Source organism: Streptomyces sp. NPDC044719 (genome assembly GCF_056433405.1).
On sequence record NZ_JBWKHE010000013.1, the window covers coordinates 166,077 to 180,417 of the forward strand.

Here is a 14,341-nt window from a genome sequence, read left to right on the forward strand (position 1 = left end):
GCCGAGGGGAAGGCGCGTCACCGGGGAGGAACGAGCGGGTTGGGCAGCGGCAGATAGCGGGCGTCCGCGCCGTCGGCGCCCGTCCAGCGCAGCAGGAGGTTCGTCTTGGCGGGGAGGGTGGGCGAGGTGAGCAGGCCGGAGATCTCGGGCAGGTCGTGGCGGGCGAGTTCGCGGCGGGCGGCGGGCCAGGGGTCGAAGCCGGGGTGGCGTTCGGCGAGGGCGCCGGCGATCTCGGTGAGGTGGTTGACGACCAGGCAGTACACGAGCCGCTCCCAGCCGGCTTCCCGGGAGACGTCCGGGAGCAGCTTCACGCCCTCGGCGTCCCGGTACAGCGCCTGCACGGGCATGCCGTCGGCGTCCACGGCGACCAGCGTGTTCTGCAAATGGGCCTCGATGACGACGCCGTGCCGGGCGAAGGCCTCCAGGGCCGGGGGCACCACCTGCGCCAGGTACGCCGCCCACCACGCCCCGGGGTCGGCGGCGCGGTCGAGCGGGCTGCCGTCGAAGCCCTCGACGAGTCCGGCGGCGAGCAGCGGGGTCGCGCCGGGCAGGAGCCGGCCGGCGAAGCCGTCGCGGACGAGGACGGCCAGGGCCTCGAAGGCGAATCCGGCGGTGCGGTATCCCCGGTCGCCGAGCCAGGCCGGGGGACCGTCGAGCGTGCCGAAGTCGTCGAAGGCGGCGCACACGGCCGAGTCGGTGCGGCGCAGGGCGAGCAGGTCGTGGCGCCACAGCCGGCGGATGTCGTTGGTGATGCGCACGTCGAGGCTGAACTTGAGGAACAGGTCGTGCCCGGGTGCGTAGAGCGTGCGGACAGCGGCCGTGGGCCAGGTGTCGAAGGCGGTCGTGCCGAGCCGGACCAGTCTGCCGTCCGCGAAGGCGGCGGCGAGCTCCGCGCTCGCCAGGTCGAGCTGCCAGGGGTGGGCCGGGAGCAGCCGGTAGCCGGGCGGGGCGGTGCCGAGGGCGTCGAGGGCCGAGGTGTCGCCCTCCTCGACGACGGTGTCCTCGCGCAGCCCGAGCAGGGTCAGCGGGAAACGGGCGTACGCCTCGGGCGCGTACGGCAGCCAGCCCGCGGCCGGGCCGCCACCGCGCGCCTTGGGGGCGGGGTGGTGCGTGTGGCCGGTGAGAAGGCACTGCTCGGAGCGCAGGTAGGGGTCGTCGGGCGGGTTCGCGCGGTCGCGGGCCTCCAGCAGGGCGGCCACGGCGTCCCTGCTGTCGATCATCTCGGCGGGCAGTTCGTGGTTGGACAGCCCGGTGTGCCGACGCAGTTCCTCGGCGACGAGCTTGACCAGCTCGGTGTGGCCGACGCGCTGCCAGCCGTCCGGCCCCTCGACCTCGGGCTCGGCGGGCCGCCGCGTCCCGCGCACCCGCAGCAGCCGGTCTCCGCCGGGCAGGCGGTAGATCCGGTGCCCGCCGGTCCGGCGCACCGGCCGGGCCACTTCCCGCAGCAGGCAGTTCAGCAGCGGCACGGCGGCGTACGCGTCGGCGGGCGGGGGCATGAGGTCCACGCGATCCACTCGTTTCCCTGCGTTCCTTGTGTTCTCTGTGTTCTCTACGTTCCTGCGGCCCTTCCGGACTTCCGGACTTCCTGGCGGAGATGATCAGTATGCCGGTCGCCGTCATCGCGCCGTGACGCCCTATTCGTACCCGAGGAGCCCGCCCGTGCACCGTTCCCCCACCGCCGAGGCCGAGGTCGCCGACGAACTGGCCGGCGTACGGCCCGGACTGCTGCCGCGGTACGAGGCCGAACTCCCCGGTGCGCGGGCGGCCGTGCTGTCCCGTCTGTGGCGCGGTCTCGCCCACGATCCGCTGCCCTGGGTGGCCCGCAGGGAGCCGGGCCGGGACGGGCTGACCTTGTTCCTGGCCGACGGCCGGCGGCTGCACGGCCCGCCGCCGGATCCGTACGCCACCGGGGACCACGTCACCGTCGTCGGGCTCGACGGGGCGGAGTACGACGATCCGGCGCGGCTGATGACGGACCTCGCCGTCCCGCACTCCGCTTCCTTCGCCGCCGAACTCGGGCACAGCGTCGCCTCGTTGGCGCTGTCGCGAGCGGGGCAGGAGGGGCGCTCGGCGGACGAGTGGCCGGGGAACGACTGGGAGTGGGAGCAGCGGATCGTCGACGGGCATCCGTTCCACCCCACCTGCCGGTCCCGGCCTGGTTTCTCGGTGGCCGAGCAACTCGCCTACGGGCCCGAGCACCGGCCGGTCGTGGAGCTGGGACTTGTGCCGGTGCGGGCGGAGGAGTGCCTGGTGACGGGGGCCTGGCCGCGGGATCTGCGGGACGGGCCGCGGGTGGTGCTGCCGGTGCACCCCTGGCAGGCGGCGCACGTGCTGAAGCGGGCGTGCGAGGAGCGGCGCGCCGGGCATCCGCTGATGTCCCTGCGGACGCTCGCGCTGCCCGGCGGGCCGCATGTCAAGACCTCGCTCAGCGCCCGGCTGACGTCCTCGGTGCGGGACATCTCGCTGCCCTCGGTCGCCGCGTCCGCGATGCTGTCGGACTTCGCCGAGACGCCCGCCGCCCGCACGGACGGCCTGCTGCACATGACCCGAACCCTGGGCGCCGCGGCGGCCGGTTCCCCCGACTTCGCGGCCGTGCTGCGGGAGTCGCCGCAGACGTACGCGGGGGTCGGTGAACGGGTCCTGCCGGTGGCGGCGCTCGCGACCAGCGCGCTCCCCCGCTCCCCCGCCTGGCTGGCCGGCTTCACGCGCCTCGCCCTCACCGTCGGGCTGCGGCTGCTGGAGCTGGGCGTGGCCCTTGAGGCACACGGCCAGAACCTTCTGGTGGTCCTCTCGCCGGAGGGCGACCCGCTGCGGTTCGTCTACCGCGATCTGGCCGACATCCGCGTCAGCCCGGCCCGGCTGGCCCGGCACGGCATCGCGGTGCCCGACCTGCCCGCCCGGATGGTCACGGACGACGAACGCACGCTGCGCCGCAAGCTGTTCGGCTCGCTGGTGGCGGGCGCGCTGGCCGGGGCGGCGGGGTCGGGGGCGGCGCTGACGGCGGCGCTGGAGACGGCCGTGGACGACCTCCCGCGCACCCCGGACCTCACGGCACTGCGTGCGGAGCCCCTGCCCACCAAGGCGCTGACGCTGATGCGGCTCTCGCCGCAGACGCCCGGGGACCAGTGGGCGGAGCTGCCCAATCCCCTTGCGTGAGCCCCGTTTTGGAGCACGGCCCCGGCGCTCCATAAGATCCGTCGATGATCACAAGAAAACGGCTGGCGGCGGGCGTCTGCGCTCTGCTCGCCGCGCTGACGGCCGGGATCGCCTTCCCGGCCGGAGCGGCCGCCGGCGAACCCACGGGCCGGGCCGCCCCCAAGGTCGACCTCGTCCTCGATGTGAGCGGCTCGATGCGGGCGCGGGACATCGACGGACAGTCGCGGATGGCCGCCGCGAAGCAGGCGTTCAACGAGGTGCTCGACGCGACGCCCGAGGAGGTCGAACTCGGCATCCGCACCCTCGGCGCCGACTACCCGGGGGACGACCGGAAAACGGGCTGCAAGGACACCGCGCAGCTCTATCCGGTCGGCCCGCTGGACCGCACCGAGGCCAAGACGGCCGTCGCCACGCTCACCCCGACGGGCTGGACGCCGATCGGCCCGGCCCTGCTGAAGGCGGCCGGCGACCTCGACGGCGGCGACGGCCCCAAGCGCATCGTGCTGATCAGCGACGGCGAGGACACCTGTGCCCCGCTCGACCCGTGCGAGGTGGCTCGCGAGATCGCGGCGAAGGGCATCGGCCTGACCATCGACACGCTGGGCCTGGTGCCGACCGCCAGGCTGAGCAGGCAGCTGAGCTGCATCGCCGAGGCCACCGGCGGCACCTACACCTCGGTGGAGCACCAGGACGAACTCACCGACAAGGTGAACCAGTTGGTGGACCGGGCGGCCGATCCGGTGGTGACGCCGGTGGCGGCCGAGGGCGCGTCCCGGTGCTCGCAGGCGCCGACGCTGAAGTCGGGCCTGTACAGCGACCGGCAGGAGTTCGGGCAGCAGCGCTGGTACCGGGTGGACGTCCTGCCGGGTCAGGAGCTGCGCGCCTCGGTGAGCGTGGCGGCGGACCGGGCCGTGAACCCCGGCTACGGGGTGCTGCTGCGGGCCGTGACGGTCAAGGGCCGGGAGATCGTACGCGGTGAGGCGGCGGGCAACGGCCGTACGGACGTGATCTCGACGGGGCTCAGGTACCCCGAGCCCGAGCGCGACGACGCCGACGGCGACAAGCCGGTCGCGGAGACCGTGTGCCTGGCGGTCACCCACTCCTTCTCGGCGGCCTCCGGCGTGCAGACCACGCCCGGGCTGCCGCTGGAGCTGACCGTCGACGTCGTGGACGGGCCGAGCCGGGCGGGCGACGTGGCCTCCTTCGGGCTCGGCCGCGGCTGGTGGCTGCTCGGCGCGCTGATCCTCACCGGCTTCCTCGCCGGTCTCCTCTGGGGCTGGCTGTCGCGCTGGCGGGTCGCGGTCTGGAGGACCAACTGATGCGAGTGATACGTGCGTTGAGCGCCGCGTTGCTGACGCTGGGTCTGGCGGCCGCTCCCGCCGCGGCCGATTCCTCGCCGAGTCCTTCGCAGGACACCTCGGCGGTGCCCACCCGGGCGGGCACCTCCTTTCGCACCGCGACGGAGATCGAGCAAGGGCAGCGGGCCACGGCGAGCGGCTCCACCGGTGACTACCTGTACTGGTCGTTCCCCGCCGACACCGGGCAGCGCCCCACGGTCGCGGCGACGGTGAAGCTGCCGGACACCCACGCGCAGCAGACCTGGCAGATCGACGTGTACGACGGGCTGCGCCGCCGCCAGGCCTGCCAGTACGGGGCGCAGACACGCACCGCCGCCGCGGACGCGGCCTCGGTCGAACTGGCCTGTGTGCTGCGCACGGTCCGTGCCTGGTCGGAGCCGTGGGCGAACGACCCGCTGCCGGGCACCTACTACGTCCGGCTGACGGTCACCGGCGTGGCCGCCTCCGACCTGGGCCTCCCGGTCGACTCCGAAGTGCGGGTCGGCTCCAGGGACATCGGCGGCTCGGCGGCGGTGGACGGCTCGCTGGCCGAGCCGCTGGTGCCGGGGATCGCGACACGGTCCGGGGACGAGGAGGAGTCCTCGGCGGTGCCGGCCGGGCTCGAACCCGAGGACGGCTGGGCGTCCGGCTGGTGGTCGGACCGGTGGGTGTGGACCGCGGTGGGCGGGGTGCTGGCCGCGCTGGCGGGGGTCGCCGGGTACGCGCTGACGCGCGGCTCGGGCCGGCCGTCGGGTGTGCCGCCCGCTGCCTGACCTGGACCGGACCCTGACGTGAACCGGACCCCGACGTGAACCGGGCTCGGACGCGGAAGGCCCGCTTCGTGCGGGCCTTCTGTCATGTGTCGCGCAGTTCCTTGGCGAGCGTGCCCTCGCCGCTCACCTCGACCCGGCCCTCCCTGACGGCCTGGACCAGGCTCAACTCGCCCCGGCCGATCGCCGTACACGTCCCGGTGTCCAGGACCAGCCGGGCGTCCGGCTCCCCGGGGGCGGGCCCGTCGCCGTACACGGGTCCGTCCTCGGCACCGGCATGGAGGTGGAAGTGCCCTTCCTCCAAGCGGACTTCGACGAGACCGTCCCCGTCCAGCTCACGCAGCAGGGGCAGGGCGAACCAGTGCGCCCGCACCGCGTCCGTCGGCCGCAGCTCCCCCAGTTCGGCCTGCCCCCACTCCCCCAGCGCCTGCAGCACCGGCAGCAACTCCCGCCCGCGAGGAGTGACTTCGTACACTTTCGCCGCACCGGGCGGGGGCAGCCGACGCCGGGTGGCGAGGCCGTCGCGCTCCATGTCCTTCAGCCGCGAGGCGAGTACGTCCGTGCTGACGCCGGGCAGGTCCGCGTGCAGGTCGGTGTAGCGGCGGGGACCGGCGAGGAGCTCCCGGACGATCAGCAGGGTCCAGCGGTCGCCGACCAGGTCGAGCGCGCGGGCGGCGGAACAGTACTGGTCGTAGCTTCGGCGAGGTGGCATGCGACGCAGTCTAGACAAGTTGTTGGACTTTCCAAGCTGCTACTTGGTAAAACCAAGCAACACCAGTCAGCCGAGGGGAAGCGCGCATGGAGTTCCGGCAGTCGAGCAAGCTCAGCGAGGTCTGTTACGAGATCCGCGGCCCGGTGATAGAACACGCCAACGCGCTGGAGGAGGCGGGCCACAGTGTGCTGCGCCTGAACACCGGCAACCCCGCGCTCTTCGGGTTCGAGGCGCCGGAGGAGATCGTCCAGGACATGATCCGGATGCTGCCGCAGGCGCACGGCTACACCGACTCGCGCGGGGTGCTGTCCGCCCGCCGGGCGGTGGCCCAGCGCTACCAGACGCTGGGCCTGGAGGTCGGCGTCGACGACGTCTTCCTCGGCAACGGCGTCTCCGAGCTGGTCTCCATGGCCGTACAGGCCCTGCTCGAGGACGGCGACGAGGTCCTCATCCCCGCCCCGGACTTCCCCCTCTGGACCGCGGTGACGACCCTCGCGGGCGGCAAGGCGGTCCACTACCTGTGCGACGAGCAGGCCGACTGGTACCCGGACCTGGACGACATGGCCTCGAAGATCACCGACCGGACCAAGGCGGTCGTGATCATCAACCCGAACAACCCCACCGGCGCCGTCTACCCGAAGGAGATCGTCGAGGGCATCCTCGACCTCGCCCGGCGGCACGGCCTGATGGTGTTCGCCGACGAGATCTACGACCAGATCCTCTACGACGACGCCGTGCACCACTCGGCCGCCGCACTCGCCCCCGACCTGGTGGTCCTCACCTTCTGCGGCCTGTCGAAGACCTACCGGGTGGCGGGCTTCCGCTCCGGCTGGCTGGTGGTCACGGGCCCGAGGCAGCACGCCAAGGACTATCTGGAAGGCCTCACCATGCTGGCCTCCATGCGGCTGTGCGCCAACGCGCCCGCCCAGTACGCCATCCAGGCCGCGCTCGGCGGGCGGCAGTCCATCGGCGACCTCACCAGGCCGGGCGGACGGCTGCTGGAGCAGCGGGACGTGGCCTGGGAGAAGCTCAACGAGATCCCGGGCGTGAGCTGCGTGAAGCCCAAGGGCGCGCTGTACGCCTTCCCGCGCATCGACCCCAAGGTGCACAACATCCACGACGACGAGAAGTTCGTTCTCGACCTGCTGCTCCGCGAGAAGATCCAGGTCGTCCAGGGCACGGGCTTCAACTGGCCGGCCCCGGATCACTTCCGGATCCTGACCCTGCCGCACGCCGATGATCTGGAGGCGGCCATTGGGCGGATCGGGCGGTTCCTGAGCGGGTACCGGCAGTAGCACGCCCGCCTCCAGGCCGCGCCTTCCTGCGCGACGGCCGGAACCCGCCGTTGAGAGTGCCGGGCAGGGGGGAATGTCGTCCTGAGTCCTTCCCCCTGTCAGGAGTGGAGACGAGTGATGGGTACCACAACCGGTGAGACCCGGGTCGGCGTCGCGGAGCAGCCGGCGAGCATTCGGTTGCCCGGCATCGTGCTCGGCGTCGGGATGGGCGGGTTCGCCGACGGCATCCTGCTGCACCAGTTGCTCCAGTGGCACCACATGCTTTCCAGCACCAACCAGGATCGCATCGGGGTGAAGTACTACGACCCCCACACCGTCTCCGGCCTGGAGATGAACACCCTGTGGGACGGCGTCTTCCACACCGTGTGCTGGCTCTCGGTCCTGCTCGGGCTGGCCGTCCTGTACTCGCGGGTCACCCACGACCGGCTGCGGGTGTGGACCTCTCGCGTGCTGTGGGGCTGGATGCTCGTCGGCTGGGGCTTGTTCAACCTCGTCGAGGGTGTGCTTGACCACCACATCCTCGTCATCCACCACGTCTACGCCGGTGACGGCCAGGTCTGGTGGGACATCGGCTTCCTCGTTCTCGGCGCGCTGCTGGTCGCCGGCGGCCATCTGCTCCAGCGCAGCGGCCGACGCGCCTGATGGGCCACCAGTTCCACGAGCAGGGGCAGCACGCGGGCGGCGGCGTCCTGGAGTGGCTGCTGCCCGCGCTCATGCTGTCGGCCCTCGCCGGCGGCTACCTGCTGCTCGTCCGCCGCGCGCGGCACCGCAATCCCGCCCTGGGCTGGAGCCGGTGGCGGACCGGCTGGTTCCTGGGCGGGATCCTGCTGTGCGGTGTGGCGCTGCTGCCGCCCGTGGCCCCCTTCGCCCAGGAGGACTTCCGCGGGCACATGGTCCAGCACCTGCTCATCGGCATGTACGGGCCGCTCGCCCTGGTCCTGGCCGCCCCCGTCACCCTGCTGCTGCGCACCCTGCCCGCCCGCCGTGGGCGGCAGCTGACCTCCCTGCTGCACAGCCCGCCGGCCCGTGCGCTCACCCACCCGGTGGTCGCGCTGGTGCTCTCGACGGGCAGCCTCGCGGTGCTGTACTTCACCCCGCTCTACGACGCGACCATGACCAGCCCGGCAGGACACTGGCTGATGCACGCGCACTTCCTGCTGTCCGGCTGCCTGTTCGCCCACGTCATCGCCGGGCCCGACCCGGCCCCCGCCCGGGCGGGCGTGCGGGCGCGGCTGGTCTGCCTGGGCGTGGCGATCGCGGCGCACGCGGTGATCTCCCAGCTGATGTACGGAGGCTTCTGGGCCGATATCCACGCCCCGATCGACCAGGTGCGGGGCGGCGCGGAGATCATGTACTACGGCGGCGACATCGCCGAGCTGCTGCTGGCCGCCGCTCTGGTCGCCACCTGGCGGCCCGAGCCCCGGCGCCCGGCGAGCCGTGCCGCGGGGCGGGGAGTGGTCCCGGCGCCGAATGTCAGTGGCGGGTCGTAGCCTTCGAGCAGGTGGGGCGAGTGCCCCGGGCCTGTGCCGGAGAGGAGCGCGCCGTGACTCGACCGCCGACCGCCGCGCAGCGGCGTGTCATCGACGCCGCCGACCCGGTCACCGGGCGGCTCAGGGGTACGGAGGCGCAGCTCACGGCGCTGGTGAAGCGCGGGCTGGCCTTCCGGCACCCCCGGCCGCCGCACGATCACTTTCTGACCCCGGAGGGGCACCGGGTGCGGCAGGGCATCACGCAGGTGCCCGAGCCGCACGGGCCCGGGGAGGCGCCCGCCCCGACAGGGGTGTTCGCCGCCCGCGTCGGCGGCGAGGAGGCCGCCGAGGGTGCCGGGCCCGCCCGGCGCCGAGAGGTGCACAGCGCCTGGCAGGGGCTGCTGGAGCTGCGCCGGATGACCAACCCGGGCGGGGCCGTGGACCGGCCGTGCGGCTGGGAGCGTGCGCATCTGGTGCGGGCCGCCGCGCTGGCGCTGGAGGCGGCCGGGCACGGTCCGGCGGGGCGGGAGGGCCCGGGGTATCGCGTGCGGGAGACCGCGCAGCCGGAGGCCGTCGCCGTCCACGAGCCGGACGGCGAGGCGCTGCGGGCCTGCGCGGCCACCCTGGAAGGGGCAGGCTGGCAGGTGAGCGAACACCGCGAGCCGCGCGGCGGGACCCGGTATCTGCTGGCTTCGCCGCGCCGGACGTGATGGGCATGCCAAGATCGGTGGATCGTTGCGCAATGCACGAGAGTCCGAAGGGGAAGCCGTGAGCGAGCCGTTTTCCGTCCCTGTGACCGTCCGTGGATACGAGACCGACGTCCAGGGTCACCTCAACCAGAGCGTGTACCTGAACTACGCGGAGCACGCCCGCTGGTCGTTGCTGCACGCCGCGGGGATCAGCCAGTCCGCGCTGACGGGAACCGGCGTGGGCCCGGTGGCCCTGGAGACGACCATTCGCTACAAACGGGAGCTGCTCGCGGGCGACGAGGTCGAGGTGACCTGCGCCTTCGACTGGGGCAGCGGCAAGACGTTCCGTATCGAGCAGACCGTCCGCAAGACCGACGGCACGGTGGCCGCCGAGATCACGGCGGTCGGCGGCGTCCTGGACCTCAAGGAACGCAGGCTGGTCGCCGACCCCGCGAAGGTCTTCAAGGAACTGGCCACGGACCCGGGCCTGTTCGGTCTCTAGGCCGGGGCCCTGCTCGCCCCGGTGATCTCCTCGCCCGCCTCCATGGGGTGGGTGACGTCCTGCGCGTCCTTGTTGCCCAGGTGGTTGAAGACCAGGTTGAGCAGGACGGCCGCCACACACCCGGTGGAGATGCCCGAGTCCAGGACGATCCGCGCCGTCTCCGGGAAGGCGTGGTAGAACTCCGGCGCCGTGATGGGGATGATGCCGACGGCCAGGGAGACGGCCACGATCAGGACGTTGTTGTCCTTGTCCAGGCCGGCCCTGACCAGGGTCTGGATGCCGCTGGCGGCGACCGAGCCGAACAGGACCACGCCGGCGCCGCCGAGCACCGGGCGCGGTACGACGGCGATCAGCGAGGCAGCCATGGGACACAGGCCCATCAGCACCAGGAAGCCGCCGCCGGTGGCGACGACGTACCGGCTGCGGATCCTGGTCATGGCGACCAGGCCGATGTTCTGCGCGAAGGCGCTGCACATGAAGCCGTTGAAGAGCGGGCTGATCGCCGAGCCGAGGGTGTCGGCGCGCAGCCCGGCCGCGATGGTCTTCTCGTCGGCCGGGCGGTCGACGATCTCGCCCAGCGCCAGCATGTCGGCGGTCGATTCGGTCATCGAGACCACCATCACGACGCACAGCGAGATGATCGCGGCCGGCTGGAACTGCGGGGCACCGAAGTGGAACGGGGTCGGGAAGCCGATGACGGCCGCGTCCGCGACCGGACCGAAGTCCGTGGCGCCGAACGGGATCGCGATCAGCGTGCCGGCGACCAGGCCGAGCAGCACCGCGATCTGCTTGACGAAGCCGGTGGTGAAGCGGCGCAGGAGCAGCACGATCAGCAGGGTGACGGCGGCCAGCCCGAGGTTGGTCGCCGAACCGTAGCCGTGCGCCGCCGGGTCGGGTCCCTGCGCCCAGCCGAAGGCGACCGGCAGGAGGGAGACGCCGATGAGGGTGATGACCGTCCCCGTGACCACCGGCGGGAAGAAGCGCACCGCCTTGCTGAAGAAGGGGGCGGCCAGGAAGCCCAGGAGTCCGGCGACGATGACCGCGCCGAAGATGATCGGCAGGGCGTCGGACTTGTCCTCGGTGGAGGCGACGATCGCGGTCATGGGGGCGACACCGGCGAAGGTGACGCCGTTGACGAAGGGCAGCCGGGCGCCGATCTTCCAGATGCCCAGGGTCTGCAAGAAGGTGGCGAGGCCCGCCGTGAACAGGCAGGCGCCGGTGAGGAAGGTCAGGTCGGTGGCGGTCAGGCCGATGGCCGCGCCGACGATCAGGGGTGGGGCGACGACTCCGGCGTACATGGCGGCCACGTGCTGGAGGCCGGTCGTCGCCATCTTGAGCGCGGGGAGTTTTTCGTCAACGGGGTGGTCGGCCACGGCGGCTTCCCTCCGGTCGGTTACACGGCCGCGCCGATGGCGTCCGTGGGTGTCAGGGAGGTGGTGCGGGTGGTCGTGCGGGACCGGACATTCGGGTGACGGGGGGCCGTTCCGGGGCGCACGCATCCGCGCGCCCCGGAGACGGCGCCGTGGTCCCCGCTCGGGTCCACGGCCACCGGCCGGGAGCCGTCCCTCCCGGCCGGAGTCATCGGGGTGTTCAGTCCTGGGCGGCGATCCTCGCCAGCCGCTGGGCCTCGTCCCGCGTCGAGCGGGCGATGGCGTCCTCGTCGGCCGTGAGCAGCCGCCCGTCCTCGACGATCTGCCGGCCGTCGACGAAGGAGGCGGTGACCGGGGCCGCCGCGCCGAAGACCAGGGCGGTCACGGGGTCGGCGATGGAGGCGTGGGCGACCGTGTCCAGCTTCCACAGGACCAGGTCGGCGAGCTTGCCCGGCTCCAGGGAGCCGGTCTCCGCCGCCCGGCCCAGGACCTGGGCGCCGCCGTAGGTGCCGAGGCGCAGGGCCTGGCGGGCGTTCAGGGCGGCTTCCTTGCGGGGGCCGAGGCGGTTGATGAGGAGGGCGTTGCGCAGCTCGGTGTGCAGTTCGCCCGACTCGTTCGAGGCGGTGCCGTCGACGCCGAGGCCGACCGGGACGCCGGCGGCGAGCATGTCGGGGACGCGGGCGATCCCGGCCGCGAGGCGGGCGTTGGAGGACGGGCAGTGCGCGACGCCGGTCTTCGTGCGGGCGAAGGCGGCGATGTCGGAGTCGTTCATGTGGACGCAGTGCGCCATCCACACGTCCTCGCCGAGCCAGCCGGTGGACTCGAAGTAGTCGGTGGGGCCCATGCCGAACAGTTCGTGGCAGAACTTCTCCTCCTCCACGGTCTCCGAACCGTGGGTGTGGAGCCGTACGCCGAGGCGGCGGGCCAGCTGGGCGCCGTCCCGCAGCAGTTCGGTGGAGACCGAGAAGGGCGAGCAGGGCGCGACGGCGACCTGGGTCATGGCGTCGAAGGAGGAGTCGTGGTGCTGCCGGACGGTCTCCTCGGTCGCGGCCAGCGCGCCGTCCAGGGTCTCGACGGCGAAGTCCGGGGGCAGGCCGCCGTCCTTCTCGCTGCGGTCCATGGAGCCGCGGGCGAGGGTGAAGCGGACGCCCATGTCGCGGGCGGCGCCGATGATCGCGCCGGACAGGTCGCCGGAGCCCCGCGGGAAGACGTAGTGGTGGTCCATGGCGGTGGTGACGCCGCCGCGGGCCATCACCGCGAGCGAGCCCTGGGCCGCCGCGCGCACCATCGGCTCGTCGATGCGCGCCCAGATGGGGTACAGCGCGACCAGCCAGTCGAAGAGGTTGTGGTCCGTCGCCAGACCCCGGGTGATCCACTGGTAGAAGTGGTGGTGGGTGTTGATCAGGCCGGGCGTCACGAGGTGACCGGAGGCGTCGATACGGCGTACGACGTTCTCCAGGCCGTCGGGGGCCGTGCCCGCGCCGAGCGACTCGATGCGGTTGCCGGCGAGGACGACGTACCCGGAGGCGTACTCGGTGTCGTGTCCGTCGACGGTCGCGATCGCGCAGTTCTCGATGACGATGCGCCGGTCTGCTGCCATGGTTCGTCCTTTGCGCTGTTGTGGAGAGGGCACGGCAGGACCCCGGAAGTTTGAGTGCCGTGGCCGGAGAGTCGGGTTCCCCGGCCACGGGTGCCGAAAGGGGGAGCGTCAGAGATTGGTGAGGTCCACGGGGATGCGCGGCTCGCAGCCGTCCCGCAGGATCGTCGCCTCGATCAGGCCGTAGGGGCGGTCGGCGGCGAAGTACACCTCATTGTCGTTCTTCAGCCCGAACGGCTCCAGGTCGACCAGGAAGTGGTGCTTGTTCGGCAGGGAGAAGCGGACCTCGTCGATCTCGCCGCGGTTCTCGATGATCCGCGAACCCATCTGGTACAGGGTCTGCTGCAGCGACAGCGAGTACGTCTCGGCGAAGGCCTGGAGCATGTGCTTCTTGGTCTGCTCGTAGGACTTCTCCCAGTTGGGCATGCGCTGGTCGTCGTCGGTCCAGTTGAAGCGCCAGCGGCCGGAGACCTGGGTGGCCAGGATGCGGTCGTAGGCCTCCTTCAGCGTCGTGTACTTGTCCTTGACGTAGCCCCAGAACTCGGAGTTGGTCGAGTTCATCACGACGAGGTCCTTCAGACCGGAGATCACCTCCCACCGCTCACCGTCATAGGTGATCTGCGTGAGCCGTGTCTCCTGGCCCTTGCGGACGAAGGAGTGCTTGACCTCGTCGGCGCCGATGAACCGCGAGTTGGCGTCGGCGGCCTCGATCCGCTCCCAGGCGTACTCCTCGATGCGGATCCGGGCCGTGCTGATCGGCTCCTGCGAGGTGACGAAGTGCCGGGCGAGATGGATGCCGAACTGCTCGGCCGACTCTATGCCGTGCTCCTTGGCGAACGCGTACACCGTGTTCTTGGTGGTGTCGGTCGGCAGGACGTTGGCGTTGGAGCCGGAGTAGTGGACCTCCTTCATGTCGCCGCTCAGCGACACGGAGACGTTCAGGTCCTTGATGTGGTGGGTGGCGCCGTCCCGCGTGATCTTGACGACTCGGTTCTCGGCCTTGCCGTACTGGTTCTGTCCCAGGATGGTGGGCATAGCTAGCTCCCTCGGTAAACGGAGTAGCCGAACGGGTTGAGCAGCAGCGGTACGTGGTAGTGCTGGCCCGGTACGACGGCGAACGTGATCGCCACCTCCGGGAAGAACACACCGGCGCCGCTGTCCCGATTCGCGGGGGCGTCCTGCTGCGCATCGGCTTGCGTGTTCGCAGATTTCTCGAAGTACGGCTCCACCGCGAAGTCGAGCCGTACGTGGGTGGTGCCCTCCGGCAGGGCCGGGAGGTCCTTGCACCTGCCGTCCGCGTCGGTCGCGGAGCCGCCGAGTGCCTGCCACGCAGCGTCCCGGCCGCTACGGGCGGAGAGCTGGACGGCGACGGCCTCGGCGGGGCGGCCGATGCTGGTGTCCAGGATGTGCGTGGACACGGAGGCGGTGGTGCTGGTGCTCATGG

The 14,341-nt window shown here is 72.1% G+C and carries 14 protein-coding genes; 8 read left to right on the plus strand and 6 right to left on the minus strand.

The features are described 5' to 3' along the window. Nucleotides 1–17: 17 nt before the first annotated feature. Entirely contained in the window at nucleotides 18–1,496 is a 1,479-nt protein-coding gene (locus AC07DF_RS38830) for an IucA/IucC family protein (protein WP_478981901.1), read from the minus strand. 163 nt (nucleotides 1,497–1,659) lie between these two features. Here AC07DF_RS38830 and AC07DF_RS38835 point away from each other — a divergent pair, with 163 nt between their 5' ends. The 3 genes from AC07DF_RS38835 to AC07DF_RS38845 are packed head-to-tail and all read left to right on the plus strand — an operon-like array spanning nucleotide 1,660 to nucleotide 5,266. Further along, entirely contained in the window at nucleotides 1,660–3,156 is a 1,497-nt protein-coding gene (locus AC07DF_RS38835; protein ID WP_478981841.1) for an IucA/IucC family protein, read from the plus strand. Nucleotides 3,157–3,200: 44 nt separating this feature from the next. Then, nucleotides 3,201–4,475 carry a VWA domain-containing protein gene (locus tag AC07DF_RS38840; protein WP_478981843.1) on the plus strand — a complete coding sequence of 425 codons (1,275 nt, stop codon included), beginning with the start codon at nucleotides 3,201–3,203 and terminating at the stop codon, nucleotides 4,473–4,475. Next, entirely contained in the window at nucleotides 4,475–5,266 is a 792-nt protein-coding gene (locus AC07DF_RS38845) for a hypothetical protein (RefSeq protein ID WP_478981845.1), read from the plus strand. The genes AC07DF_RS38840 and AC07DF_RS38845 overlap by 1 nt, the downstream gene beginning before the upstream one ends. Before the next feature lie 82 nt (nucleotides 5,267–5,348). Here AC07DF_RS38845 and AC07DF_RS38850 read toward each other — a convergent pair whose 3' ends face one another. Beyond that, a complete protein-coding gene (locus AC07DF_RS38850) occupies nucleotides 5,349–5,975 on the minus strand; it encodes a winged helix-turn-helix transcriptional regulator (RefSeq protein ID WP_478981847.1) in 627 nt (208 codons plus the stop codon). A gap of 86 nt (nucleotides 5,976–6,061) precedes the next feature. Between AC07DF_RS38850 and AC07DF_RS38855 the strand changes: the two genes are divergently transcribed. From AC07DF_RS38855 to AC07DF_RS38875, 5 genes are all read left to right on the plus strand, one after another. Next, nucleotides 6,062–7,270 carry a pyridoxal phosphate-dependent aminotransferase gene (locus AC07DF_RS38855; RefSeq protein ID WP_478981849.1) on the plus strand — a complete coding sequence of 403 codons (1,209 nt, stop codon included), beginning with the start codon at nucleotides 6,062–6,064 and terminating at the stop codon, nucleotides 7,268–7,270. Between the two features lie 117 nt (nucleotides 7,271–7,387). Beyond that, nucleotides 7,388–7,912: a DUF2243 domain-containing protein gene (locus tag AC07DF_RS38860; protein ID WP_478981851.1), complete on the plus strand. Its 525-nt coding sequence runs from the start codon at nucleotides 7,388–7,390 to the stop codon at nucleotides 7,910–7,912. Next, complete coding sequence (locus AC07DF_RS38865) at nucleotides 7,912–8,760, plus strand: cytochrome c oxidase assembly protein (protein WP_478981853.1); 849 nt, start codon at nucleotides 7,912–7,914, stop codon at nucleotides 8,758–8,760. The genes AC07DF_RS38860 and AC07DF_RS38865 overlap by 1 nt, the downstream gene beginning before the upstream one ends. Before the next feature lie 53 nt (nucleotides 8,761–8,813). Beyond that, entirely contained in the window at nucleotides 8,814–9,449 is a 636-nt protein-coding gene (locus AC07DF_RS38870; RefSeq protein ID WP_478981855.1) for a hypothetical protein, read from the plus strand. A gap of 58 nt (nucleotides 9,450–9,507) precedes the next feature. Next, nucleotides 9,508–9,930 carry an acyl-CoA thioesterase gene (locus tag AC07DF_RS38875; protein WP_432968712.1) on the plus strand — a complete coding sequence of 141 codons (423 nt, stop codon included), beginning with the start codon at nucleotides 9,508–9,510 and terminating at the stop codon, nucleotides 9,928–9,930. Here the strand turns inward: AC07DF_RS38875 and AC07DF_RS38880 are convergent. From AC07DF_RS38880 to uraH, 4 genes are all read right to left on the minus strand, one after another. Further along, complete coding sequence (locus AC07DF_RS38880) at nucleotides 9,927–11,303, minus strand: nucleobase:cation symporter-2 family protein (protein WP_478981858.1); 1,377 nt, start codon at nucleotides 11,301–11,303, stop codon at nucleotides 9,927–9,929. The genes AC07DF_RS38875 and AC07DF_RS38880 overlap by 4 nt on opposite strands. 217 nt (nucleotides 11,304–11,520) lie before the next feature. Then, nucleotides 11,521–12,900, minus strand: coding sequence for an 8-oxoguanine deaminase (locus tag AC07DF_RS38885; protein ID WP_478981860.1), 1,380 nt, complete (start codon nucleotides 12,898–12,900; stop codon nucleotides 11,521–11,523). A gap of 108 nt (nucleotides 12,901–13,008) precedes the next feature. Then, nucleotides 13,009–13,932: a factor-independent urate hydroxylase gene (gene pucL, locus AC07DF_RS38890; RefSeq protein WP_478981862.1), complete on the minus strand. Its 924-nt coding sequence runs from the start codon at nucleotides 13,930–13,932 to the stop codon at nucleotides 13,009–13,011. A 2-nt stretch (nucleotides 13,933–13,934) separates the two neighbouring features. Further along, nucleotides 13,935–14,339 (minus strand): hydroxyisourate hydrolase, encoded by a 405-nt coding sequence (uraH, locus tag AC07DF_RS38895; RefSeq protein ID WP_478981864.1) that lies wholly within the window; start codon nucleotides 14,337–14,339, stop codon nucleotides 13,935–13,937. Nucleotides 14,340–14,341 lie beyond the last annotated feature (2 nt).

Coding starts and splice junctions, on each gene's coding strand:
- AC07DF_RS38830 (WP_478981901.1), bottom strand. CDS start 1,496: ATGCCCCCGCCCGCCGACGCGTACGCCGCCGTGCCGCTGCTGAACTGC.
- AC07DF_RS38840 (WP_478981843.1), top strand. CDS start 3,201: ATGATCACAAGAAAACGGCTGGCGGCGGGCGTCTGCGCTCTGCTCGCC.
- AC07DF_RS38845 (WP_478981845.1), top strand. CDS start 4,475: ATGCGAGTGATACGTGCGTTGAGCGCCGCGTTGCTGACGCTGGGTCTG.
- AC07DF_RS38850 (WP_478981847.1), bottom strand. CDS start 5,975: ATGCCACCTCGCCGAAGCTACGACCAGTACTGTTCCGCCGCCCGCGCG.
- AC07DF_RS38855 (WP_478981849.1), top strand. CDS start 6,062: ATGGAGTTCCGGCAGTCGAGCAAGCTCAGCGAGGTCTGTTACGAGATC.
- AC07DF_RS38860 (WP_478981851.1), top strand. CDS start 7,388: ATGGGTACCACAACCGGTGAGACCCGGGTCGGCGTCGCGGAGCAGCCG.
- AC07DF_RS38865 (WP_478981853.1), top strand. CDS start 7,912: ATGGGCCACCAGTTCCACGAGCAGGGGCAGCACGCGGGCGGCGGCGTC.
- AC07DF_RS38885 (WP_478981860.1), bottom strand. CDS start 12,900: ATGGCAGCAGACCGGCGCATCGTCATCGAGAACTGCGCGATCGCGACC.
- pucL (WP_478981862.1), bottom strand. CDS start 13,932: ATGCCCACCATCCTGGGACAGAACCAGTACGGCAAGGCCGAGAACCGA.
- uraH (WP_478981864.1), bottom strand. CDS start 14,339: ATGAGCACCAGCACCACCGCCTCCGTGTCCACGCACATCCTGGACACC.